30 protein-coding genes and 1 tRNA gene are annotated in these 22992 nt (G+C 24.7%); all 31 read left to right on the top strand.

Translation table 11 applies throughout. The features are described from left to right. Positions 1–294: 294 nt before the first annotated feature. Positions 295–732 (top strand): hypothetical protein, encoded by a 438-nt coding sequence (locus tag J2S18_RS09785; protein WP_307486371.1) that lies wholly within the window; start codon positions 295–297, stop codon positions 730–732. Between the two features lie 50 nt (positions 733–782). Further along, complete coding sequence (locus tag J2S18_RS09780; protein ID WP_307486370.1) at positions 783–1613, top strand: hypothetical protein; 831 nt, start codon at positions 783–785, stop codon at positions 1611–1613. Positions 1614–1856: 243 nt separating this feature from the next. Next, a tRNA-Ser gene (locus J2S18_RS09775) sits at positions 1857–1955 on the top strand. An 89-nt stretch (positions 1956–2044) separates the two neighbouring features. Beyond that, positions 2045–2260 carry a hypothetical protein gene (locus J2S18_RS09770; protein WP_307486368.1) on the top strand — a complete coding sequence of 72 codons (216 nt, stop codon included), beginning with the start codon at positions 2045–2047 and terminating at the stop codon, positions 2258–2260. Between the two features lie 42 nt (positions 2261–2302). After that, positions 2303–2701: an IS630 transposase-related protein gene (locus tag J2S18_RS09765; protein WP_307486365.1), complete on the top strand. Its 399-nt coding sequence runs from the start codon at positions 2303–2305 to the stop codon at positions 2699–2701. Positions 2702–3124: 423 nt separating this feature from the next. Next, complete coding sequence (locus J2S18_RS09760; protein WP_307486363.1) at positions 3125–4825, top strand: hypothetical protein; 1701 nt, start codon at positions 3125–3127, stop codon at positions 4823–4825. A 9-nt stretch (positions 4826–4834) separates the two neighbouring features. Continuing rightward, positions 4835–6211, top strand: coding sequence for a phage portal protein (locus J2S18_RS09755; protein WP_307486361.1), 1377 nt, complete (start codon positions 4835–4837; stop codon positions 6209–6211). After that, entirely contained in the window at positions 6198–7130 is a 933-nt protein-coding gene (locus tag J2S18_RS09750; protein WP_307486359.1) for a minor capsid protein, read from the top strand. Before J2S18_RS09755 ends, J2S18_RS09750 begins: the two co-directional genes overlap by 14 nt. Positions 7131–7411: 281 nt before the next feature. Beyond that, on the top strand, positions 7412–7726 hold the full coding sequence (locus J2S18_RS09745; protein ID WP_307486356.1) for a hypothetical protein: 315 nt from the start codon (positions 7412–7414) through the stop codon (positions 7724–7726). Positions 7727–7782: 56 nt separating this feature from the next. Beyond that, the gene (locus J2S18_RS09740) at positions 7783–8040 is read left to right on the top strand and encodes a hypothetical protein (RefSeq protein WP_307486354.1); all 258 of its coding nucleotides are present in this window, start codon (positions 7783–7785) and stop codon (positions 8038–8040) included. Positions 8041–8361: 321 nt separating this feature from the next. Then, complete coding sequence (locus tag J2S18_RS09735) at positions 8362–8529, top strand: CPCC family cysteine-rich protein (RefSeq protein WP_307486352.1); 168 nt, start codon at positions 8362–8364, stop codon at positions 8527–8529. Positions 8530–8621: 92 nt separating this feature from the next. Next, a complete protein-coding gene (locus J2S18_RS09730; protein WP_307486350.1) occupies positions 8622–9233 on the top strand; it encodes a DUF4355 domain-containing protein in 612 nt (203 codons plus the stop codon). Positions 9234–9370: 137 nt separating this feature from the next. Continuing rightward, positions 9371–10177 (top strand): phage major capsid protein, encoded by an 807-nt coding sequence (locus J2S18_RS09725; RefSeq protein WP_307486347.1) that lies wholly within the window; start codon positions 9371–9373, stop codon positions 10175–10177. 63 nt (positions 10178–10240) lie between these two features. Beyond that, positions 10241–10525 carry a hypothetical protein gene (locus tag J2S18_RS09720; protein ID WP_307486344.1) on the top strand — a complete coding sequence of 95 codons (285 nt, stop codon included), beginning with the start codon at positions 10241–10243 and terminating at the stop codon, positions 10523–10525. Continuing rightward, positions 10525–10836 carry a hypothetical protein gene (locus J2S18_RS09715; protein WP_307486342.1) on the top strand — a complete coding sequence of 104 codons (312 nt, stop codon included), beginning with the start codon at positions 10525–10527 and terminating at the stop codon, positions 10834–10836. The genes J2S18_RS09720 and J2S18_RS09715 overlap by 1 nt, the downstream gene beginning before the upstream one ends. Next, positions 10820–11161 (top strand): HK97 gp10 family phage protein, encoded by a 342-nt coding sequence (locus J2S18_RS09710; protein WP_307486339.1) that lies wholly within the window; start codon positions 10820–10822, stop codon positions 11159–11161. Before J2S18_RS09715 ends, J2S18_RS09710 begins: the two co-directional genes overlap by 17 nt. Then, entirely contained in the window at positions 11161–11523 is a 363-nt protein-coding gene (locus tag J2S18_RS09705; protein ID WP_307486337.1) for a hypothetical protein, read from the top strand. Before J2S18_RS09710 ends, J2S18_RS09705 begins: the two co-directional genes overlap by 1 nt. 10 nt (positions 11524–11533) lie before the next feature. Next, positions 11534–12100, top strand: a complete 567-nt coding sequence (locus J2S18_RS09700) for a hypothetical protein (protein WP_307486334.1) — start codon at positions 11534–11536, stop codon at positions 12098–12100. Between the two features lie 16 nt (positions 12101–12116). Next, entirely contained in the window at positions 12117–12674 is a 558-nt protein-coding gene (locus tag J2S18_RS09695; protein WP_307486332.1) for a hypothetical protein, read from the top strand. Next, a complete protein-coding gene (locus tag J2S18_RS09690; protein WP_307486329.1) occupies positions 12641–12976 on the top strand; it encodes a hypothetical protein in 336 nt (111 codons plus the stop codon). The genes J2S18_RS09695 and J2S18_RS09690 overlap by 34 nt, the downstream gene beginning before the upstream one ends. 10 nt (positions 12977–12986) lie before the next feature. Further along, positions 12987–15107 (top strand): phage tail tape measure protein, encoded by a 2121-nt coding sequence (locus J2S18_RS09685; RefSeq protein WP_307486326.1) that lies wholly within the window; start codon positions 12987–12989, stop codon positions 15105–15107. 244 nt (positions 15108–15351) lie between these two features. Continuing rightward, entirely contained in the window at positions 15352–15894 is a 543-nt protein-coding gene (locus J2S18_RS09680; RefSeq protein WP_307486325.1) for a hypothetical protein, read from the top strand. A gap of 1 nt (position 15895) precedes the next feature. Then, positions 15896–16624 (top strand): hypothetical protein, encoded by a 729-nt coding sequence (locus J2S18_RS09675; RefSeq protein ID WP_307486322.1) that lies wholly within the window; start codon positions 15896–15898, stop codon positions 16622–16624. A 7-nt stretch (positions 16625–16631) separates the two neighbouring features. Continuing rightward, entirely contained in the window at positions 16632–17672 is a 1041-nt protein-coding gene (locus J2S18_RS09670) for a hypothetical protein (RefSeq protein ID WP_307486320.1), read from the top strand. A gap of 650 nt (positions 17673–18322) precedes the next feature. After that, entirely contained in the window at positions 18323–18910 is a 588-nt protein-coding gene (locus J2S18_RS09665; protein WP_307486317.1) for a hypothetical protein, read from the top strand. Positions 18911–19196: 286 nt separating this feature from the next. Further along, positions 19197–19403, top strand: coding sequence for a hypothetical protein (locus J2S18_RS09660; protein WP_307486314.1), 207 nt, complete (start codon positions 19197–19199; stop codon positions 19401–19403). 155 nt (positions 19404–19558) lie between these two features. Beyond that, on the top strand, positions 19559–19924 hold the full coding sequence (locus J2S18_RS09655; RefSeq protein WP_307486312.1) for a hypothetical protein: 366 nt from the start codon (positions 19559–19561) through the stop codon (positions 19922–19924). A 763-nt stretch (positions 19925–20687) separates the two neighbouring features. Then, positions 20688–21221, top strand: a complete 534-nt coding sequence (locus J2S18_RS09650) for a GNAT family N-acetyltransferase (RefSeq protein WP_307486311.1) — start codon at positions 20688–20690, stop codon at positions 21219–21221. Positions 21222–21235: 14 nt separating this feature from the next. Further along, positions 21236–21724 (top strand): GNAT family N-acetyltransferase, encoded by a 489-nt coding sequence (locus J2S18_RS09645; protein ID WP_307486308.1) that lies wholly within the window; start codon positions 21236–21238, stop codon positions 21722–21724. Between the two features lie 203 nt (positions 21725–21927). Beyond that, positions 21928–22560 carry a hypothetical protein gene (locus tag J2S18_RS09640; RefSeq protein WP_307486306.1) on the top strand — a complete coding sequence of 211 codons (633 nt, stop codon included), beginning with the start codon at positions 21928–21930 and terminating at the stop codon, positions 22558–22560. A gap of 160 nt (positions 22561–22720) precedes the next feature. Beyond that, positions 22721–22888 (top strand): small, acid-soluble spore protein, alpha/beta type, encoded by a 168-nt coding sequence (locus tag J2S18_RS09635; RefSeq protein ID WP_307486611.1) that lies wholly within the window; start codon positions 22721–22723, stop codon positions 22886–22888. Positions 22889–22992: the final 104 nt, after the last annotated feature.

The following is a 22992-nucleotide window of genomic DNA, read 5'->3' as shown; positions in this document are numbered from 1 at the left end:
TTAAACTTTGTAGAAAGTAGTTTTCAATAGAATTACTTCAAGTTATTGAAAAAAACTATGTTAGTAGTTCAAAAATTATTTGGGAGTAAGTAGCTAAAACAATGATTGAAATGCCTTTTAATAAAAGCAAATAAAAAAAAGCAGTACCACAAAGGTAACTACCATATCTCGCAAATATAGTATAACCTTTGTGTGGCTCATTTGTAAAGGAGAGTTAGAAATGAGTATAAACATATTAAAAGCTTATAAAGGATATATAGGATTAATAGAAACAATAAATAGTAGGTGAATAAAATGAATTTAAAAGAAAAAACAATATCAGAATTAGAAAAATATTATAGATTAAAAACTAGATCTATTCCTAATATAATTAATAAGCTTGAAGTAATTAAATATGAAATGCAAGGAGTTGGAGCACAAGAGTATAGCGATATGCCTGGACCTACTGGATGCAGGAAAGCTAACTACAAATTAGAGAAATTAATTCAAGAAAAAGCTGAATTAGAAGAACGATTAAAAATTAATCAGATATTTGTTAAATATATGGATACAGCTTTAAACAAGCTTAATGAAGTAGATAGAAACATATTAGTTGAATGTTATGCTAAGGATAAATTTGAAAGGTTAAATTCTAATAATTTATGCAATAAATTGAATATATCATTAGCTACTTTTTATAGAATGAAAAGAGATATTCTAAATGAGTTCACATTAGATTTGTTAGGTATATAGAATATTTTCAATTCAAATTATAGTATAATTTGGTATTGGGGGTGTTTTGATTGAAAATATTTAAAAAAATAATAGACTTCTTTAATGAAGATAATAAATTATATTTAAAAATTTTTTTATTTTTTATTTTTATTTCTTTTTTTATTCCTATAATATTTAAAATATCTAAATATGGATACGAACTAGAAATAAAAGACTATTTTAATTTTGCGGGTTCATTTGGTGGTGCTATATTAGGAGGTATAATTTCATTAATTATATTAAAAACAACATTAGCAAAGCAAGAACAACAATTTGATAAGCAAAGAAAGATAGAAGACACTAGGAGAGAAGAAGACAGAAATCAATTTGAAAAGCAATTACAACATGAAAAAGAAAAATTTAATAAAGAATATAATATAAAAATAATTAATGATAAGGTTATGCAGTACAAAGAGTTACATTCCATTTGTTCTGATAGTTTATTTATAATTGATAAAATTCAATTTGAAGTAAATAAAATTAATAAAAAAGTTATTTCAAGGGATAAATTAACTGATTTCTTGTATAATAGTGAGAAAATAATAAAAAACTACTATAAAAATATTTATAGCTTTATTTTTTATAGTAGTTTGTTAAATGAAGAAGAAAATAAACGTATAATAGCATCTAGAGATGAATTGCTTGAAAATGTTATGAAGCTATTTGTTTCAATTAAAGAAATATCTAACAAATATGATAACAATGTTAATATATGCAATATAAATATGAAATACGTTGCTGAAAATTTAGATGAATTTGAAAAATATTTAAGTGAAATTATAAAAGAATATGACAATTATATTAATCATATAAATAAGCGCTGTAAAGAATTAAATGATAAAAAAATGATAGTTTCTTGATAGTGAAAATATACATATAGCTGTGATATAATTAAAATATAGATAAAGGTCGAGGGAATGAAACCCAAGGCTTTTATTTTTTATATTCTTGCCAAAACTTTTTGAAAAAATTTTGTTATTTATAGGCTTAATTAAACAATCGGTGTTACTCCTACCAGGAACAGGAGTTTATTAAGCATAAAGGGATTGCTTATCAAGGTGAAAGCAACAAAGCGACTAGGGGTGTGGAGAGGTCGCTATCATGGAGAATTACTCAAGTCAGGTTAAGAGAGTTGATTGCTAATCAGCCAGTTGGTATTTAAATAATATCAAGCAAGGGTTCAAATCCCTTATTCTCCACCAGTTAAAATATTAATTCAAACAAGAGCTATTAGTTAAAAAAGACTAATAGCTATTTTATTATTAAATATATTAAGTGAGGTGAAATAATAATGAGTAAAGTTAAAGCAATTAAAGAATTAGAATATAGTAAATGGGATAAAGATAAACGTATATGTTGTTGTAGTTATAATAACCCATTATGTAATAATTATAATAATTGTGAAATTATAACAGTTGATATTAATCCTTATGATGGTATTAATGATACATTTAAGAATAACAATAGACGATATAAAAGAGTACATAATAGATTAAGACAGATATAAAATAATGTGTCTAATAAGCATAGTGATAAAGTAGGTGATATTATGAAGTTAGGAGATAAACAATATTTAGCTATTAAATATATACTTGAAGGTAGACAAATAGCAAGTATTGCTAAAGAGATAGGAGTAGCTAGAGCAACTGTTTATAATTGGTTGGATGATGAAGAGTTTAAAAATGAGCTAGACATGCTTAGACTAGAGATTCAAAGTTCAACTAAAGAGCATGTTATGAATAAAATAAAGCTTTATGTAGATGAATTGGAAGATCTAGCATTAAATAAAAATACAAGTTCAAAAGTAAGAGCAGACCTTTTAAAGTACCTAGTTAACAGGGTTTGGGGAAATACAACAACTAAAGCGGAGGTCACAGTTACAGATGATGAAGGCGAAAATGATATTCTAGATATGGAAAAGTTTAAAAGTGAATTAAAAAAGAAATAATGGGAAATAACTAGATAATCAATACTGAATAAAGTATGTATATATTAAAATAAGTTGAATAACTATACAAGATATTAATGAATATATGCATAAATGTTAAGATTGGAAATAAATAAAGTTGATGTAATTGTATCTTAGGTATTGGTATTACTAAACTAGATAGGATATGAATATAAATTGTAAAATGAATAAAAACTACGTGAAATTTTGATTTAGCGAAATAAAAACCTGAATTGGTAAAAATATAGATTTTCAGTTTTGGGAAATAATCAAGGGCGGGGTATTCTGTTTTTTGGATGAACATTTTTTCTTGGGTGTTACTTCTACAAAATTTTTTATAATTTTTAAACTTCAAAGAAAAAAGAAAGGGACGTGATATGTATTTATTATATAGAGGGAAAAGAATTTAGTAAAGAACTGAATTTGGATATATATTTAATATGTAAGTATTGGAATAAACACAATAAAGAAGCTCCTTTAGATTTAAATAAAGAAAATGATGTGAAATTAATATTAAAAAATAAGAAAAGACTTGCAAGAGCTATAGGAGAAATTGATATAGCTTTTTTTGGTTTCTATTATTTAAATAAATTCTTTATAGCACAGGATAATGAGCCAGATAATAGAGAATCAAGTCCAACACATTTAGCTGTTATAGAAGAATTAAATAAAATGTTTGTAAAGGATGAATACGATAGGGAACTATTTGTATTACCAAGAGGATTTGCTAAAAGTACAGTAGTTAATAAATTACTTAGTTGTTGGCTACATTGTTATAAAAAATCTAAGTTTACTATTATTATTGGTAAAACAGAAAGAGATACACAAGCATTTATTTTTGATACTAGAAAATTTTTAGAGTGCAAAAAAATTGCAGAGGAATTTGGAGTATTAATTGATACAAGGACCAGAAAAGTAAACGCTGATAATTTAGAATTAACTAATGATACTATGATTAGTGCTAAAGCCTATAATTCAACTATAAGAGGTACTGTCTATAATAGGGTAAGGCCACAGGTAATTGTTTGTGATGATGTGTTAAAGCAAGATGATGTTAATTCAGATGAATCTAAGCAAAAAATAGTAGATAAATTCTATAAAGAAATTGTAGAAAGTGGAGATAAGGCTAACTATAATAAAAGAGGCGTAAAAATAAAAGCTGATACTAAATTTATAGTTTTGGGTACTCCACTAGCAAATGGTGATTTTATAGAAACTATAGGAAATGATGCTACATTTAAAACTTTTAGGCGTGGAGTAGTTGATTTTGATATAGACGATTATTTCTTAAATAATGAATACTGGATTAAGTATAGAAGTTTATTATTAAATATAAAAGATCCAAACAATGTTAAAACAGCAGAAGTATATTACCTAGATAATATTGATAAAATGCAATTTACAACAATTTGGAGCAAATATCGTTGCAGTAAAGATATAGCAAATAGTTATTTTACTAATAGATTATCATTTATGCAGGAATTAATGTGTGATACAAGCAAAGTAGGGGATGTATGGATAACAAATACTATAGAATTACCAGAGGAAGAAATATTAAAATATAAATGTAATAAAACAATATTAACAATAGACCAAGCTGCAAGTAATAATAGTAAAAGCGACTTTACAGCAATGACTACATTAGGAAAATATAATAATTTTTATATTGTAAAAGAAGGGTCTTTATATAAATTTGATTCAAAATTAGAATTTGATTTATATATAGAAACTGTGCTAGATAAATTAAGAGCTAATAAGGATATAACACATGTATTCTTAGAAAAGAATGTTTATAAAGGCGTAGATGCTACTAGGATAGAAGAAGGAATAGCAGCAGATAGTGCTTTAAGAGGAAGAAAAATTAAAGTAATAACAATATATAATACAAAAAATAAAGATGAAAGAATAATGACTATAACCGATAAAATTAATTCGGGGATGGTCTTTTTTAATGAAAAAAATACTGAATATAACAAACAAGTTAAAGACTTCAAAGGTCAAAAATTTTCATTGCATGATGATGCTATAGATAGTTTGGAAATGGCTATAAACAATATAGATACTATCAAAGTTATTAAAAGAGCATCAATGACTTTTGTTAGTAGAGCTTTATTAAAAAAGTAGGTGTAATAAATGGATTTAAATAGAGTAAAAAAACTTTATAAGAACTGGCAAGATTCAGTAAGTAGAAAACAAAAAATGTGGGATTATTATATAGGAAAAACAGATATAGATAATACCTACAAAAAATCTCAAATAGGAAATAATAGAATAATTAAGGCTAATTTTATTAAAAAATTTATAAATGAAGAAGTAGCGTTTGCAACAGGTAATCCAATTACTTACACTAGAGAATTATCATTAGAGGAAACATTAAATAATATAGAAGCTCCTCAAAATAACATAGAAATTAAAATTATAGCTAGTGTTATGAATAGTAATAACATTAATATAGATTCAGAATTGATGAAAAATTTACTTGTATTTGGTGAAGCTATGGAACTTTATTATATAAAAGATAATATATTCAAAATAAAAGAATACAATAGTTTAAATTGTTATGTGAGCTTAGATGAAGAAGGAATAGTAGAGGATGCAATTCATGTATATAAAGTAGATGGAACAGAGTATATAGAATATTTTGATAATACAGAAACAATAAAAATGGATAGTAATTTTGATATCCTAGAAACTAATGTACATTACTTTAATATGTGTCCTATTGGTTATTGTAACTTAGTAGATGGAATATATAATACATTGTTTATGGATTTAAAGAGTTTACAGGATAATATCGAAAATGTATTATCTGATTTTAGTAATGAAATAGGGGATAGTAGATTAAGTTATTTAATATTAAAAAATATGGGGTTAGGTGATGAAGAGATTGAGGCTTTAAAAGGTGGAAAAGAAGATGCTGTAGTAACAGAACAACAAATAGCTGAAACAATAATAGCTAACTTTAGGGATAATGGAATATTACTTGTCAATGATGATAAAGAAAATCCAGCTAATGCTGATTATTTAATAAAAAGTATTAACCCAGAAATTCATAATAAGTTATTGAGTATTTTACAAGATGATATATACCAATTAAGCCAACATATTAATTTAAATGAACAGCAAAGCAGCAATACTTCAGGGGTGGCCCTAATGACTAGAATAATAGCTTTAAGAAATAAAGTTAAGATTCAGCAAAACTGTATGACTAAAGCTATTAAGACACGAATACAATGTATGTTTACTACATTAAATAAGTTACATGGACAGGATTTAGACTTTAATAAAGTTGGAATTAAATATACATTAAATGTTCCTTCTGATGATAGTGCTATGGCAGATATAATTACTAAATTAGTACCAAGTGGAATTTTAAGTGCAGAAACAGGACTAGAAAATCTAAGTTTTATAACTAATGCAAAGGCAGAATATGAAAGAGCAAAAGCTGAATTAAAGGAAAAAGAAGATTTAACTGGAGATATACCAGGTGATTTGAATGAAACAATTTAATTATAAAGACATTAAAGGGTTATCCAAATTAAATAAAAATCAACAATTTTTTATAAAGAACTTTTTGAAGTTGGCCAATGAATTATATGAAAAATCAGATAAAACTTTAATGGAGTTATTAAAAAAACAAGATTTAAATACAGAAGAATTGCTTAAAAATATAGCAACTATAATGCTTAAATATCAAGTTAAAGATGATAAAATGAACTTAACTTTAATACAGCAAAAGCAGCTGACAGCTAAGTTAGATAAAACAGTTACTAATATATTTTCTGATGAATATAAAGAGGAAAATAAACTGATAACAAAGCAGTTAAAAGACCAAGTAAAGGATAAATATAATATAAATAATTATCTAGTATCTTTAGGTATGGATTTTACATTAGAAAAGATAAGTAAAAGAGATTTAGAAAAAATATTAAAGCATACTATCAAAGGGGAAAATTATAGTAATAGAATCTGGACAAATAAAAATGATTTATCTAAAAAAGTAAAACATGAAATAAGAAAATTTCTTAGAGGTGAAACTAATCTTAATAAAATAGAAAAAGAAATAAGAAAAAAGTTTAAAGTCAATAAAATGTGTACTACAAGATTAGTTAGAAATGAAGTGGTAAGAGTACAAAATGCAGCAAATGAACAATTTTTTAAAGATAATAATGATTTTAAAAATTTATTATATAGTGCTACCTTAGATAGTAAAACATGTGAGAAATGTGCTAGTGATGATGGAAAAGTCTTTAAAGTTGATGAAGATAGACCAGAATTACCACGCCATGTAAATGATAGATGTACTTATATATTAATTCCTAATAAAGATTATACACCTAATAATCGTATAGATAATATGAATAAGAAAAATATCAGTTATAAAGATTATAAAGAATGGTATCAAGAAAAAAGAATTAGGCAAAGATAATCTAAAAGATAAATATAAATCAAAACATAAGAAGTAATTTAATAATTATAAAAATATAATTGGTTCAAAAAATATACCTAGGCCATTGAAAGATTTTCAAGATTTGAACTATAATATAGATGAGTGAAATCTATAAAACATTAACTTAACTATTAAAAGTAAAAGAAAAACTTAAAAAGAATAACCATAAGTTTATAAGATTAAAATAACTATAAACCCAGATATGGGTAATTTAATTCAATGTAATTCAACAGATGAAAGGTTAGTAAAGAGGTTAAAAAATGTGTAAGATTAAATTAAAAAAAATATTGTTTGAATACCTATTAAATATGTTAAGCAATGAGAAAAACTGTTATAAAGATGATGTAGATGATACCATAATTGATTTAATAATTATAAAAGATAATATAATTAAAAATAAAAAAGATTCAGGTGAATATATATACTTTGAGATAGATGATATTAACGAAACGAAATTACTACAATATGTTGCGGATAAACAAATAGAGATAGGATTTGTAAATCAAGATTATTTAAATGAAGATGGTAAAAAACTTCAAACAATATATGATGAATTATATTATCAAACTAATTAATACAACTTTATCATATAAATTAATTTTATTATATTCAAACTTAAGGAGTAATAAAAATGAGTTTTAAATTAAGAAAAGCCTTGTATGATTTATTAATAAATATTTCAGGAGTTAAAGACTATATAAATTATTTAGTTGAATATGAGAACTTCATTGAATTTGAAATTAATAGAGCTGATTTTAGAGAAGTACAATTATTAATAAATGATGAAATTGTATTTAATGGTATGGATAATCAAGAAAAAGTAAATAACTTAGGTATTAAATTATATAAACTTTATGATGAATTATTATATCAAAAGAATAATCAATAAAGAGAGTTTAATTAAATAATAAGGAGAAAGTAAGTGCGGTATATGTAAAAAAGAGTTATATAAAAGAGAATAAAGTATTATATTTATATCAACTAGAGCATACGGGAGAATTTGGAGAAGTAGTATTTAATATGCTAATGAATTTAATTTAATAAAGATAGCTGAAAAAGATATAACTAATCATAAATTTTATTTAAATCATGTTTATAGTATGATGAAGAAATTTAAAGAAATAAATAACTATTTAGAAGAAGATATTTCAATCTGGTATTAAAAACTTATTTAATGTAGTCACTATTTTAAATAAAGGAGTTATAAAAAGTGAAATGTCCAGTATGTAGTAAAGAGGTAGGTATGTTTGATATTTGCGATAATTGTAATTATCAAAATAGTGGTCCAAATGAAAAATTAAACGGTCTAATAGGACCTAATAAAATGTTACTTAAAGAAGCACGAGAAGCATATGAAAATGGTAAAGAAATAAATTAAAGGCACTTACTTAGATAAAGAGTAGGTGCTTTTATTATGTATAAATTTAACTATATAGTTTTTTTTACAACTATATAGGGAATGGAGGAATTATGTTAAAAAGTGAATTATTAAATTTAATTAATAAAGTAGAGGACGATAAGGATATTGATGAAATTATCCTTAGTAATGGTTTTGCAAAGCCAATTACTGATGTGGATGGCTTTAATAAATTACTTGCAAGTAATAAAGATATACAAGGTTTAATGGATGGAAAGGTTACGAAAGCAATCGATACTTTCAAGAATAATACCATGCAAAAATTAATAGAGGCAGAAGTTTTAAAAGCGACTAATAAAAAAGAAACTCCTGAACAAAAAAAGATTAGGGAATTAGAAGAAAGACTTGATAAAGCTGATAAAAAATCTGCTAGAGCCGAAATGGTTGCTAAATTTAAAGATACATTAACAGAAAAAAATATACCAGGTAATTTAATTGATTTTGTGTTAGGTGAAAATGAAGAAGTAACAAATGCTAACATTGATTTATTTGAAAATAGTATGAAAACTTATATAAATAGCCAGGTGCAAAGTAAATTAAATGGTGGATATAAACCACCAAAGAAAGAAGGAACAGCAACAGCTAAAACTTATGAGAGTTTATTACAAAATGACAATTTAAGTATGGAAGAAGCTTTAGACTATTTTAATAACAATAATAACTAAGAAAAAGATTATGAAAAATTGCTTGAAATGATATATAGCAAAAAAAACATAGTCTTTTTTTATGGACTTTTTTAAAGTTTGATTTAGTCCAAAAAGAAAAATAACTACTATATTAGATATAAAAGGAGGCCAAACATATGGCTATAGATTCATTTAAAAAGGTATTATGGGAAGCAGGATTAATAACAGAATTTAGAAAGACTTCAGTTGCAGAACTTATTTCAACAAAACCTGCTAGAACAGATGGAAGTAAAGTAACATTTAATAGATTAACAACAGGGGATGTAAAAGACTATACAGGTAACATTGAATGGGATAAGGTTACAACTACTCCAGTAGATTTAGTCTTTGATAAAAAGAAGTATTTTGCAATGACAATGGATGATTTAGACAAGGTACAAGCAGTTAAGGATGTAATGCAAGATACTATTGCAGATGAAGCTGCAAAATTAAAAGAAAAAGAAGATACAGACTTTTTTATTACAGTAGCAGCAGGTGCAGGAGAAACTATTGGAAAGAGTAAGGCTATAGTATTAAATACAAAAAATGTTTATGATAATATAGTTGATCTAGGAACTAAGTTAAGCAAGAAGAAAGTACCAAAAGTAAATAGATACGTTGTTGTAGATGCTGAAATATTAGGATTATTAGCTAAAGATGATAGATTTACTAGAAATCCAGTAGTGCTTGAAAATGGAATAGTAGAAGGACAAAAAATTAATGGACTTCAAGTTGTAGAAAGTGAAGAGCTTCCAGCAGATACTATAATCGCTATGCATAAATCAGGATCTGGTTTTGGTAGACAATTACAAGAAACAGAAGCATTAAGATTACAATCTGCATTTGCAGATGGTGTAAGAGGACTAGATGTTTATGGATCTATTGTTTTAAGAAAAGAAGCGATAGCAGCTTTAAAATATACATTAGAAGCTTCACAAGTCTAATATATAAGGGGGGTATACATATAATTGTATGCCCTTAATTTTATATAAAAGGAGGAAATACAGATGACAGATAATGAAATAAGAGATATAGCTGTAGATCAAATTTATTATTATTTAAATGATACAAAAAAATATACAAGATTCTATATTTTAGAAAATTTTAATAGTGCAATTATATTATTAACTCAAAATTTAAAAGCTTATTTAAATCAAAATCCATCAATAAAACAATACAAGATAGGTGAGAAACAAATTACATATGTAGATGGTGGAATTAAAAATGTTTTTAATGACATTAAGGGATTATTACCTAAACCTACAAATAAAAAGGCAGAGGTGTGGGTTTAATGGAAATATATGAAGATATATATTTTACAACTGAATTAGAAGAGTTAAGAGAAAATATGATGATTAATAAAAATTACATTTTAAAGCAACCTTTCAAATGTGATATTCAACCAATCCTAGAAAAAGCAATTAAATATACTTGGGGAAGTCAAATAAAATCAAAATTACAAATGTATTGCAATGAAAATCTAAATGTTGATGATGTAATTGTTGTAGATGATATTACCTATAAAGTTGAGGAGAAGAAAGATTGGAAAGAGTATAAGGTATATGCGATTTTGGAGTGTGATATAGATGTATGTAGAAAATAATATTTTAAAACTTAGAGATCAAATTATTAAATGTATGGAAGATGCAACTAAAGAATGTGCTGTTACTGTTACTGCTGATGTACAAAGTGTTACTCCAGTTGGTAGTAAAGAGAAGGGTTCAATTAGCCCTGGTGCTTTAAAAAAGAGTATTACTTTTAATACAGAGCTAACAGATACTCATTCAAGCTTTGAAGTTGGTAGTCCTTTAATATATGCAAGAAAAGTTGAATTTGAAAATAAGAGCTATTTGAGAAGTACATTTAAAAGGGATATTAAAAAGTTTGAGAATATTTATATTAAACATTTAAGAAAGGTATTTGATTAATGATAGATATTATTCAATATTACAAAGAATTAAGCAATATTGTACCAAATGGAGTTGATATTATTACAGATGATTTTAATTTTAAGAATGGAAATATTGCGAAAGAGTTCAAGATAGGTAAATCAATGATGGATACTAAAAATGGTCATTGTACTTTGATTTCACTTGAAGTTAAATTAGTTGGATTAAAAGAAAATAAAATAAAAATAATAAATGAAACAATGCAGTTAGATAAGTTATTAAATAATTTTAAGTTTAGTAATTTGGATTGGATTGTAAGAGAAAATGTTTGGTATAGCGATTATATAGATAAAGATAAATTTAAAGCAGTGTTAATGTATAACATAAAAAAATATAGTTAGGAGTGATTAGATGACAATAGATTACGGGAATGCTAGTGAGAAAAATATGCTAGTTGATGAGGGAGCAGTTTATATTGGAGATTTTACTGATGTACAAGCAACTAAGGGATATGTAGAAGCATTAAAAGATAAGGTGCTAGGGTATTTTGAAGATAAACTTACAATAAATATTAAACCTAAAATTGATGTGATAAAAAATGCGGCAAAAAAAGTTAAAGGATGGCAAAGAGTATCAGAATGGGATGTAAAGATAACAGGTGATTTGCTTGATTTAAATGAGAAACTTATAGAGAGTAGTTTGCTAGATAAAGTAGGTGAAGGTCATTATGTAGCAAGTTATGGAATTATAGCAGAAGAAAAATATAAAGATGTTTTAGTAGTAGGTGAAAATAAAAGTGGAGATCCAACAATAATTTTAATAAGAGATGTTTTTAATAAAGAAGGAATTAAATTCGATATGAAGGGTAAAGAAAATGCATCATTTAAAATATCATTGGAAAATGCATATGATGGGAAAATAAAACCTGTTGAAGTATTTTCTAATTTTACTCAAATGGTTAAATCAAAAAATGAATAATAAAGGAGAGAATTGAATGAATATAGAAAAATTAAATGAGTTTGAACTAGAAATAACAACAAAAAAAGGAATAGAATTAATTAATTTAATAAACAAATTAGGTATTAAAAATGAGGTGTTGGCACTATTTGGTGGTGGTAGTAATGAAAAAAGGGATTTAATGATGGCTTATTCTAAAAAACAAGTAGAATGGCAAGAAAGTTTAAAGGAAGACATTGAATCTAAAATGAGTATGGATGAATACGAAGAGAAAGATGAAAAAGAGCAAGCAAAGATAATCGAAGAGGTAATATCTTTAAAAACAAAAAATTTAAATATTGAACTAAATATTTTAGGAGATAAAGTGCAAAGTATGTCTTTAGATAACGCTTTTAATTTGGTATATACTGCAATAATTGAGAGATATTATCCAAATGCAAAAGTTATTGAAAAGACACTAGCAAGTTTATTTGATGTAAAAGTAGAAGAAATACAAAACCAAAAAATAAATGTAACATTTGCTATGTTAAAGAAAATATTAGATAGTGAAGATTTTCAAGCTTGCTTAAAGGCTTTTACTACAGCATTACATTAGAAAATATAGGCTGTGATTTAATTGGTTTATTAGTAAAGTGTAATGCTTATTCAATTATAATAAATATGCGAATAACAGATGCAGTAGTGATTATAGATGGAACTATTAAACAGTATTTTAATGAAAGAATACATAATCAATATGTACTAGAAAATGCTATTTATCAGGTTTTAAATGGTGAGTCACTTGATTATATGGATTATGTAGGGGGAACTAAAAATAATTTAACTTATGCTGAAAAAATGCATAAAGTTAAAAAGATTAAAAATAAACAAAATAAATTATTAAATAAACTCCTATAAAAGAAGGGAGGTGGAACTAATAGCAGAAGTATTTAAGGCTGGTGCTAAGTTTGATATTAATTATCAAGAAACAGTACGAGCTTTTGATTTAATAAATAAAAAAGGTGAAGATGTGGCAAAAACTTTAAAGAAAAGTGAAAATGCTACATCTTCTTTTGATTCTAAATTAAATAAATTTTCTAATAAATTCTCTAGTTTAGGTAATAAGTTAAGTTTAGGATTAACAGCTCCATTAATGTTGGCAGGTAAAGCTTCATTTTCAGCAGCAAGTGATTTAAACGAAAATATAAATAAAACAGATGTTGTATTTAAAAATAATGCAAATACAGTTGAAAGTTGGAGTAAAACTTCTTTACAATCTATGGGGATGTGTCAATCTAGTGCTTTAGAAATGGCTAGTAAGTTTGGTGATATGGGTTCAAGTATGGGTTTAAATGCTAATCAAACTAAGGATTATTCTATGAATTTAACTCAATTAGCAGCAGATATGGCATCTTTTAAAAATATATCTATAGAACAAGCAAATACAGCACTTACTGGAGTATATACTGGTGAAACTGAATCTTTAAAAGGGTTAGGAATAATAATGACACAAACTAACCTACAAAGATTTGCAGAAAGTAAAGGCATTCATAAAAAAATTCAAGATATGAGCCAAGCCGAGCAAGTACAGTTACGTTATAACTATGTAATGGCTAAGACTAAAGATGCACAAGGAGATTTTGCTAGAACTGGCGATCAAGCAGCAAATGCAGGTAGAACTTTTAAAGAATCTACTAAAGAACTTGAAGCAACAATAGGAGGTAGATTATTACCTATATTTACTCCATTAATTCTTTACTTAAATAAATTAATAACAAATTTATCTGGAATGGATAAAGGCACACAACAAACTATAGTATATATGGGATTATTTGCAGTAGCATTAGGTCCAACTATAAAAGCATTGGGCAGTTTTGGAAAAGGTGTAAGTGTAACAGTAAAATTCCTTAAAAATTTTCCTGGAAACACAAAAAAATGTATTGATGGAGTAAAAGGTTTTGCAAAAGGCGTAAAAAATGGAACTAATGTAATTGGTAAGTTTAAAAATGGAATAGTTAATATAACTAAATCTTTAGCTAAATTTACTATAGAGCTAGTAAAAAGTGCAGCAAAGGGTGTAGCTAATTTTGTAAAAGGAATATTAAATTGTATCAAGTCCTTAGCCAAATTTACTATAGAAATAATAAAAAATACAGCAATGGCAATAAAAAATGGAGCAGTATGGGTAGCACAAAAAGTTAAATTGTTAGCATTTAAAGCAGCTCAATTAACAGTTACAGCAGCAACAAAAGCTATGACTTTAGCACAAAAAGCTTTAAACTTAGCAATGAGAATGAATCCAATAGGATTAGTAATAACAATTCTTTTAGCTTTAGGAGCAGTATTTGTTACTTTGTATAATAAATGTGATTGGTTTAGAAATGGAGTTAATAAAGTTTGGACAAAGATAACTAGTGTATTTAAAAGATTTAATAACTTCTTAACAGGAATATTTACTACAGATTGGACCAAGAGTTTTGGAGTGTTTGGAAATATTATAAATGCCTTCATGCATAATATGTCTAGTGTTTGGAATTCTATAAAAAGAATATTTAGCGGAGTAATAGACTTTATACAAGGTGTATTTACGGGTAATTGGAGTCAAGCTTGGCAAGGAGTAGTAAATATATTCGGTGGAATAATGGACGGTTTAGGAGCTGTTTTAAAAGCACCATTAAATGCAGTAATCGGAATGATTAACGCCGCAATAAGTGGAATAAATAGTATTAGTGTAGACATTCCAAGTTGGGTACCAGTTGTCGGAGGGCAACACTTTGGAGTTAATTTACCTAACATAAATTATTTATATAATGGTGGTATCTTTACACAACCAACATTACTTAATGGTGGAAATGTTGTAGGAGATAAATTTAACGGAACTGGTTCTAATGCAGAGGCTGTAATACCATTAAATATTTTATGGGATAAACTAGATAAAATTGCAAATAGACCTATTATATTAAAAGTAAATGAAAGAGAAATAATACAATTTATAGCTGAAAAAGATAAGGAAATAGATATGTATAAAAAAATGTTAGGAATAGCATAGAGGAATTTTAGGGTAGATAAAAACTAGGACATTGTGTATAAAAAGTAATTTAGGCAGGAGAAATCCTGCCTTTATTTTAATTTATTGCGAATAAAAATTAATTAAATGTATATAATAAAAGTTAAATTTAGTTAATATAAGTATACTTCAGTAATTTTTATTGATATAATTTACTTGAAACATATTATTTATGTAATAGGTATACAATTATACAGTAGATTTAAAATTTTGGAGGTGATAATTTATGGATAAACAATTTAAAATATATATATTAGATTCATCTAATTTTGAACAAACTTTAAATTACTTATACAAAAAGTTTGGAAAAGATAAAATTGTATTATTATCTGGAAACAAAATCGCCATTCAATATGATTATAATTTGTATGATTATAAATATTTATTAGAAGAAATGAATAAGTTCCCAGCAACACAATATATTATAACAGCCAATAAATTTTTAAATTTATTGAAATCATGTATGAAAAAAAATTTAATTATAGATGAAATTAGATTAATAGATATTTTTAAAGATGATAATGAAATGTTATTAAAATTAATATCTCAAATAAATTATAATTCATCTAATAATCTTAAAGAAAATTTATTAGATGAATTAAATTGGTTAAAATCAAATGAAGGAATAGATATAAAGTATATGTCATTTAGAATGCAAAGTGATGATAAACCAATAAAAATAAAATTTTCATTATATGATAATGGGTTATTAATAATTGATGATTCTAAAATATTAGATAAAGTACTGGAAGTTATAAAGTGTATTTAGGATGGTGAGAAATATAGGTTATATAATATTTATACTTCCATCAATATATATTATATGGAGCAGAGGTATTACAGGATATTTAAAATGTTTAATAAAATATAGTGCACCTATAGCGGTATTATTGTTTAATTTAACAAATTTAACAATAATAGACAACGTTCAAAAATTATTAGGATTAAATATGTTACCATTAAGTAGTACTGCTAGAATTGCAGTAGATTCGGCAATAATAACTTTAATTTTTAATTTTATTGCACAAAGTATTAATTCACCAGCATCAATAAAAACTTTTTTTAAAAATAGAGTAGACTTGAAACAATTACGTTTAAGAATAGATAAAATTTCTAAAGTTGATTTGGAGATATTTGTAGATTATAAGTATAAACTTTTACAGACTATAATAAGAAAATTAGATGGAATTATATATATAGTAATTAAAAATACTGATTGGACAAGCATTACTGTAAGTGATTTAGATCAATATGATTATATAAATTACGATAATCCATCTAAAGAAATATGTGTTGATATCACAAATAAAAATAATAAAAAAATATATTTAACTTTAGAAATACTATCAAATAAATCAATAAAAAATGAAGATTATATATCAACTGATATAAGAGTTATATGTTCAAAAAAAATTTATAAATTTTTTTTGAAAAAGATTGTAATTATATTTTTTGATTTAAATTTCGATAAGCAAGAAGTGGTATATAGAAAGGAATAAAGATTTTATGATAAAATTTTCAAATTGGTATTTTAAAGATTTTACTGAGATTGATGATGTTATTAATGTTCTAAATAGAAATAAAGAACATATAATAAAGATGGATTGGGATGAAAGAGACTTAAAAAACGCTATAATTAATATAGATGGATTTGATATAAATAGTAAAAGAGAAATAGAAGTAGATGGGGAAAAAATAGAGCATATATATTTTAGAGTTAGAATTGAGTATGCTAAAAAAATTTGGTCAAAAGATGATTCGTTAGAAGATAGAATGAATTGGTTTGAAGAAAATATTTTAATTTATAAAGATAAAACGAAAATTAAATTAATAATATTATCAAGCAAAACACATGCCAGTTCAATAATAAAAAAGTTTTTCAAAGAATCAATATGGGGAGAAATTATTGAGGATAATAATATTGATAAAGATTTATTATATTGGATGTTTTATAGACTAAGAGAATATAAAAATGATGAATTAATGAATGGATGTAAACTATATTTAACAGGACTTGTTAGTTATATGGGGAAAAGTAAGGATGAGATAAATGCTATAAGAGGACAAGGCGTACGAGTTGGTGCATTATTAGGAACATTAGCATTTATTTTTAATGATGATAATTTAAAGGCTTTAAAACCAGAAATACAATATAAAGATCATATACTTGTATCTGAATTAAAATTTAATAATGGTAATAAAATTTCTGATGCAAATTATGTAGGTTCTCTTATGAGATATAATGATGATGAAAAAGTAATAGCACTTACAATATTAATGTGTAGAAAAATTTTGCCTACAATTGTTGAAGCATATAATGAAAGTAAGGTTCGTGGTGAGTGGACAGCACATGTTAAGTTAAGTTTCTTAAGAAATATAGGTAATGTAATTGATGAAAATGTACAAGCCCAATTAAAAAAAATACAAGATGAAATAAAAGAATTAGAAAATTCCGAGGAAGAAGAAGATGATGATTTAGTTTATAGTATTGTTGATGAACAAATAGAACTTGAGCTAGAAAATGAATTGGACGAGTTAGAAGAATAGATTAAAAAAATGAATTATTATTTTTGAATCTATAATTTTTTATTTTATTTGAAGATTTTAGAATTAAAAAAGAAAAAACCAAAAAAATAATATTTATTATATAGAGATAGAATATTATTTAGTAAAAATAGCTGTAAGGAACTTAATCCCTGCAGCTATTTTTATTAATTTCTAATGATAAAGTATATAAGTAAAAGATAATACAAATATAGTAAGCTTAAAATAAAACCAACTATTAATGCAATAAAATAAGATCTATAATAACTAAGGATAACATCAAACTTACATTTAACTTTAATACTTTCCATATAACAAAAAGAATTGCAAGAATAAGTCTTACAATTTTTTGTTTTCTAATTTGTTAATGCAAATATAATAACATTATAAATATTAATATAATTTATAAATTGAAAAATACATCATGTTGATTTGAATATATGTTTGTGATATTTTGTTTAATACGTTAAAATAGTAACTTAAAGGAGCAAAATAGAGAAATATTTTAATGTATATAATGAATAAATACATCTTAAATGGAATGATTTCAAAACATATCTTATATCAAACAAACATCTAGATAATTATAAATAAGAAAAACTTGAAGGATATGATAGTGCTTATTTATAGATATAAATTCATAAGGAGGCTTTATGAAAAAGAAAATTTTTATTATTAATTGTATTACGCTATTTTTAATAATAATAGTGTATAAGATTCTTGAATATATACTTAAATTAAATAAGTTGGTATTATTAAATTGGGTTAATTTTATATTTGTAAGTATTTTTACTATATTAGTATTTTCAATTCTAATTCAAATAATTATTTTTTTATATAAGATTATGCGCAAGAGTAATGATAAGACATCTACACGGATTTTATGTAAAATTGGAATTTCATTAATAGTTTTAAGTATCGGAATTTATATATTTATTGGATTTGTTTTATATGCATTTACTGATCCAGAGCATATTGTAGAGAAAGATGGTAAAAAGATGGTGGCTGTTGTAGATAGTTTTTTACAGGTTAAAGTAGAATATTACGATTATATAAATCCGTTCGTAAGAGATAATAAATTAAGAATATACGAAGATTATGGAAATGGAGGATATGATCCATTTGATTCAAAGGAATATGATCCATATGATTCAAAGATTGATTCAAATGAAAAAATAACACCTAAAAGAATTACATATTATAATGATAATGAAGAGATAATTAAAGAGATAGAAAAATAAAATGAATTTATGTATTAAGTCAAAAGGATAAGATTAAAGTTCTTATCCTTTTATCATATATAGATAAGAATATAAATACGACGCCCTAAATCAAGGAGACCTTTAATATACTTAAAGGTATATTAATTAATAAAGATGATAAGCTGATAAGTTGTTTTGACGGGTCAGTTTGTAAGAGATGTAATCCTAATTTAGGACTACATACATTAAAAAGAAACATAAGTTATATTTAAATATAAAGGGTGTCAAATTCATTCATACCTTTAATTAAGGAGGCTATATTATAATGGAGCATAGAGAAATAATGATGAAGAGAATAAAAGATATGGGATTGAGTTTAAAAGATGTATACAAGAGGGAAGAGGCTTATTTAAAGGCTATACATGATAAAGAATATGATAAGTATTTAGTATATGTAGAAGAGTTAGGATTAACTCAATGTTGGGCCAGTAATAAAAGAAAGATTATTAATCCTGTGTATATGTTAAGGTAAGTATATATACAGGATTTAAGTATTATATAAACTTAGGAATAGTATTTAGAGATAAGAATAAGAGATATTGTACTATGGAAGAGATAGAACAGCTATTAATTAAGTATTATAATAAAAAATAATATAATTATTTAAAGTAGTGAGGTGGACAGATAATGAAAGATAATGTATTAAAGTTTGATGAAAGAGAAATATCAATAAATGAAATGATTGAACACATTGAATTTTATTCTAAAAAAGCTGAAGAAGGTATGAAATTATTCTCAGATGGTAATAAGAAGGATGCTATGGGCATTTTAAGAGAAATAAGAAAAATATTAAAAGAAGAATATAGTTATTATAAAAAAGTGAATGTGCAAAAATATATAAATAGTAATAAATATTATATGATATATTATAATGGTGTTTTTCAAGCATATGTGAAACAAATGTATCCTAATGAGTATAAGTGGTTACATAGTAATTTATATGATGTGAGAGATTACATAAGTAATTATGACATGAGAATATTCTTTAAGTGATGGTATATTTTTTATATTAAGTTTAATTAACCATATTAAATTAAGTAAATTCTATATTAATCGAACTTAAAGATTGAAGGTAAGAATAATAAGGATTAAGATTTATTTCTTAGTCCTTTATTTTTTTAACCCTTATAAAATAATACACTCTATTTTAAACTATTGAGCAGCAGAGAAGTTATTATTAGAGTTTTATAAAAAAAGTAGAAGAGGGCAAAGTATAATTTTGCCCCTTTTTTTGCCCCTTATAGAATAAAATATTATAATATATAGTAATGTACTATAAAAAGATAATGTAGTATTTAAGCCATTTATAGGTTGTTATAATAAAAGACATTACACTATTACCCATTCCAGAAGGATGGGAAGAATAGGACGTAAAGCTAGTGATATCAACGAGTTTAATGAATTAGATTTTCGTTAAAATAAAAGATTTATTACGATATACATATATTATGTTATTTGTTGATGATGTATACAGAAAAAGCTATTTTCTATCTATAACAAGATAGGAGGTAGCTTTTTTGTTGTACTTAAAAGATATATTAGAAGAGTTTCTATTAGAACTAGAGATAAGAAATTATAGTAAAAGAACATAATATACAATAATAAAGTTATATCAGTATTGAAGGTGTGTTTTTTTCTGTTAAGTGATTTATTATAATAATAGTAGAAACAAAAATTTATTCAAGTATTAATTAGACTTAAGATTTTGGTAAAATAATAAATATAAGTTAATATTTATATGAGGGTGTGATTATATATGTTATTAAAATATAAAAATTTAATTATAAGAAATGCCACAGTTAATGATGGGGTACTTTTAGCTAAGTGGTGGAATGATGGTAAAATTATGGAGCATGCTGGATTTCCAAATGGAACAGGAGAGAAAGCAAAAGATATTGTAGAAAAAATTAAAACAGATAGAGATGATGTAAAAAGGAGATTAATTCTTGAAATTAATAAAACAGCTGTAGGTGAGATGGTTTATTATAATGTAGGAAATAAAGTTGTTGAAATAGGAATTAAGATCTGCACTTTATCAAAACAAAATCAAGGATTTGGAAGAAAATTTTTAAGTATGCTAATTTCATATTTATTTTATGATATGGGATATAAAAAGGTAATTCTTGACACTAATATAAATAATAACAGAGCTAAACACGTATATGAAACTCTTGGGTTTAAAAAAGTAGGAGTTAGAGAAGATTCATGGAGGAATCAGTTAGGAGAATTACAAACTTCAGTTGATTATGAATTAATTCCAGAAGATTTTGTGGATTTTACAAATGTATAAATTAGGAGGGGAATATGATATTAGAAACAGAAAGATTAGTTTTAAGAAATTTTAAAGATAGTGATTTAGATTGTTTATATGATTATAGAAACAATATTTTATGTTCAAAATATCAAAGATGGGAAGAAAATTCAAAGGAATATTTAGCTGATTTTATAAAAAATGAAAAGGGAAAAATTTTAAATGGAGAGACAATCCAATTAGCAATAGCATTAAAAAGTACTGATATTTTAATAGGTCACATATATGTTGCCTTTAAAGGAAAAACTATTACACTTGGATATACTATTTCATATAGACATCAAAGAAATGGATATGCTTATGAAATGCTAAAAAATCTTATAGAGAAACTTTTTGAAATGTTTCCAACATATGAAATAGCATGTTTAGTTCATCCTGAAAACATAGCAAGTAAAAAACTATTGGAAAAGTTAAATTTTAAAAATGAAGGTTATGAAAGTAAAATCAATAGTGTAATATATGTACTTAACAATCCAGTTTAAAAATTATAGAGTGCATATTTAACTTAGGGAGTAGAGTTAATTAAAAATTTGAAATAATATTTTTAATTGGAGAAATTAGAGGAAAAATAGATAAATATTGTTAGAAATTATAATATCCATATGTAAACTAATTGTAAAATATATTGAAGAAATGTAAGTAATTAACTAAGATGAAAGTATAGAGAATTTTTAGGAGGGTTAATATGGATATAAATAAGTTAAAAAACAATAAATTACATAAGGAACTAACAATTAAAGAGTGTGAGGACTTAATTAAAAAATATAGTATTGACTTGATGAAAAAGGAATTGGAATATGATGTAACTTTAGATGCATATAATGAAGACAATAAAAAGGAGCTTGATAAATTTCTTACAAAAGAATTAGATTTTAAAATGGACAAAGACGGTAAGGATATATTGTATAAATATGAAGATGATATTTTAGGAAAACTATCTATAGAAATTACAGCTGATGGATTTATAAAAATTAAATATAATGAAAAAGAAGGAGAGTTTAAGTATATTATTAATGGTATTAATAATAACTTCGAGCCTATTGATTTGTTTGTAAAAAATATAACTTTTTTTGATGATAACTTAGATAATTATAAATTGGAATTTAAAAATTTAAAGCCAAATACAATGGAAGAATGGAATAATAAATTAAAATATGTTAAAGAAATATATACCCACAATGTAAGAGAATATGATAGGCTAAAATATATAGATGTAAAAGATAAGTTTGAACTTGTTATAGAAGATACTTCTAATAACAAAAAATTCAATTATAAAAACCTTAAAGATTTTATAAAAGATAAAATAGAAGCTATGTAAATTTGCTTATGAAAATATTTACAATTACATACAAAAATCACACTTTCAATATTTATATATTATAGGTGTGATTTTTTTGTTACAAAATTTTTATGGAATATATATTACTAAAAAATTAAATAATATAAATGATATGTATTTAGTTAAAGGAGTGAATAATATGTCTCATAAAAACAATAAAAATAGTAAGGCTAACAAAAAATCAGGACAAAAAACTAAAAAAGAAGTAGAAAAGATGAAATGTGAAACAGCTAATGAAATAGGTTATTCTAAAGAATCAAGGAAGCTTGGAAAAGATAAAGAGAGGAAAAACCCATTTAAAAAATAAATTATTATAGAAAAAATGAGAATTATGACAAAAGAAGAGATAAACTTAAAGTTTAAGAGATAAAAGCAGATAAATTTAAAAATTGAAATGCAATCATCTTGAAT

Source organism: Eubacterium multiforme (genome assembly GCF_030813415.1).
Classification (GTDB): Bacteria; Bacillota; Clostridia; order Clostridiales; family Clostridiaceae; genus Clostridium; species Clostridium multiforme.
Note: the sequence above shows the minus strand (reverse complement) of the source record. Positions and strands in the feature narration are given on the sequence as shown.

Excerpts from the sequence above, each read along its gene's own strand:
- J2S18_RS09640 (WP_307486306.1), top strand. The coding sequence starts at position 21,928 with ATGGATATAAATAAGTTAAAAAACAATAAATTACATAAGGAACTAACA.
- J2S18_RS09730 (WP_307486350.1), top strand. The coding sequence starts at position 8,622 with ATGTTAAAAAGTGAATTATTAAATTTAATTAATAAAGTAGAGGACGAT.
- J2S18_RS09720 (WP_307486344.1), top strand. The coding sequence starts at position 10,241 with ATGACAGATAATGAAATAAGAGATATAGCTGTAGATCAAATTTATTAT.
- J2S18_RS09785 (WP_307486371.1), top strand. The coding sequence starts at position 295 with ATGAATTTAAAAGAAAAAACAATATCAGAATTAGAAAAATATTATAGA.
- J2S18_RS09650 (WP_307486311.1), top strand. The coding sequence starts at position 20,688 with ATGTTATTAAAATATAAAAATTTAATTATAAGAAATGCCACAGTTAAT.
- J2S18_RS09765 (WP_307486365.1), top strand. The coding sequence starts at position 2,303 with ATGAAGTTAGGAGATAAACAATATTTAGCTATTAAATATATACTTGAA.
- J2S18_RS09635 (WP_307486611.1), top strand. The coding sequence starts at position 22,721 with ATGTCTCATAAAAACAATAAAAATAGTAAGGCTAACAAAAAATCAGGA.
- J2S18_RS09705 (WP_307486337.1), top strand. The coding sequence starts at position 11,161 with ATGATAGATATTATTCAATATTACAAAGAATTAAGCAATATTGTACCA.
- J2S18_RS09750 (WP_307486359.1), top strand. The coding sequence starts at position 6,198 with ATGAAACAATTTAATTATAAAGACATTAAAGGGTTATCCAAATTAAAT.
- J2S18_RS09660 (WP_307486314.1), top strand. The coding sequence starts at position 19,197 with ATGGAGCATAGAGAAATAATGATGAAGAGAATAAAAGATATGGGATTG.
- J2S18_RS09770 (WP_307486368.1), top strand. The coding sequence starts at position 2,045 with ATGAGTAAAGTTAAAGCAATTAAAGAATTAGAATATAGTAAATGGGAT.
- J2S18_RS09695 (WP_307486332.1), top strand. The coding sequence starts at position 12,117 with ATGAATATAGAAAAATTAAATGAGTTTGAACTAGAAATAACAACAAAA.
- J2S18_RS09715 (WP_307486342.1), top strand. The coding sequence starts at position 10,525 with ATGGAAATATATGAAGATATATATTTTACAACTGAATTAGAAGAGTTA.
- J2S18_RS09745 (WP_307486356.1), top strand. The coding sequence starts at position 7,412 with ATGTGTAAGATTAAATTAAAAAAAATATTGTTTGAATACCTATTAAAT.
- J2S18_RS09740 (WP_307486354.1), top strand. The coding sequence starts at position 7,783 with ATGAGTTTTAAATTAAGAAAAGCCTTGTATGATTTATTAATAAATATT.
- J2S18_RS09675 (WP_307486322.1), top strand. The coding sequence starts at position 15,896 with ATGGTGAGAAATATAGGTTATATAATATTTATACTTCCATCAATATAT.
- J2S18_RS09725 (WP_307486347.1), top strand. The coding sequence starts at position 9,371 with ATGGCTATAGATTCATTTAAAAAGGTATTATGGGAAGCAGGATTAATA.
- J2S18_RS09755 (WP_307486361.1), top strand. The coding sequence starts at position 4,835 with ATGGATTTAAATAGAGTAAAAAAACTTTATAAGAACTGGCAAGATTCA.
- J2S18_RS09680 (WP_307486325.1), top strand. The coding sequence starts at position 15,352 with ATGGATAAACAATTTAAAATATATATATTAGATTCATCTAATTTTGAA.
- J2S18_RS09670 (WP_307486320.1), top strand. The coding sequence starts at position 16,632 with ATGATAAAATTTTCAAATTGGTATTTTAAAGATTTTACTGAGATTGAT.
- J2S18_RS09700 (WP_307486334.1), top strand. The coding sequence starts at position 11,534 with ATGACAATAGATTACGGGAATGCTAGTGAGAAAAATATGCTAGTTGAT.
- J2S18_RS09710 (WP_307486339.1), top strand. The coding sequence starts at position 10,820 with ATGTATGTAGAAAATAATATTTTAAAACTTAGAGATCAAATTATTAAA.
- J2S18_RS09665 (WP_307486317.1), top strand. The coding sequence starts at position 18,323 with ATGAAAAAGAAAATTTTTATTATTAATTGTATTACGCTATTTTTAATA.
- J2S18_RS09655 (WP_307486312.1), top strand. The coding sequence starts at position 19,559 with ATGAAAGATAATGTATTAAAGTTTGATGAAAGAGAAATATCAATAAAT.
- J2S18_RS09645 (WP_307486308.1), top strand. The coding sequence starts at position 21,236 with ATGATATTAGAAACAGAAAGATTAGTTTTAAGAAATTTTAAAGATAGT.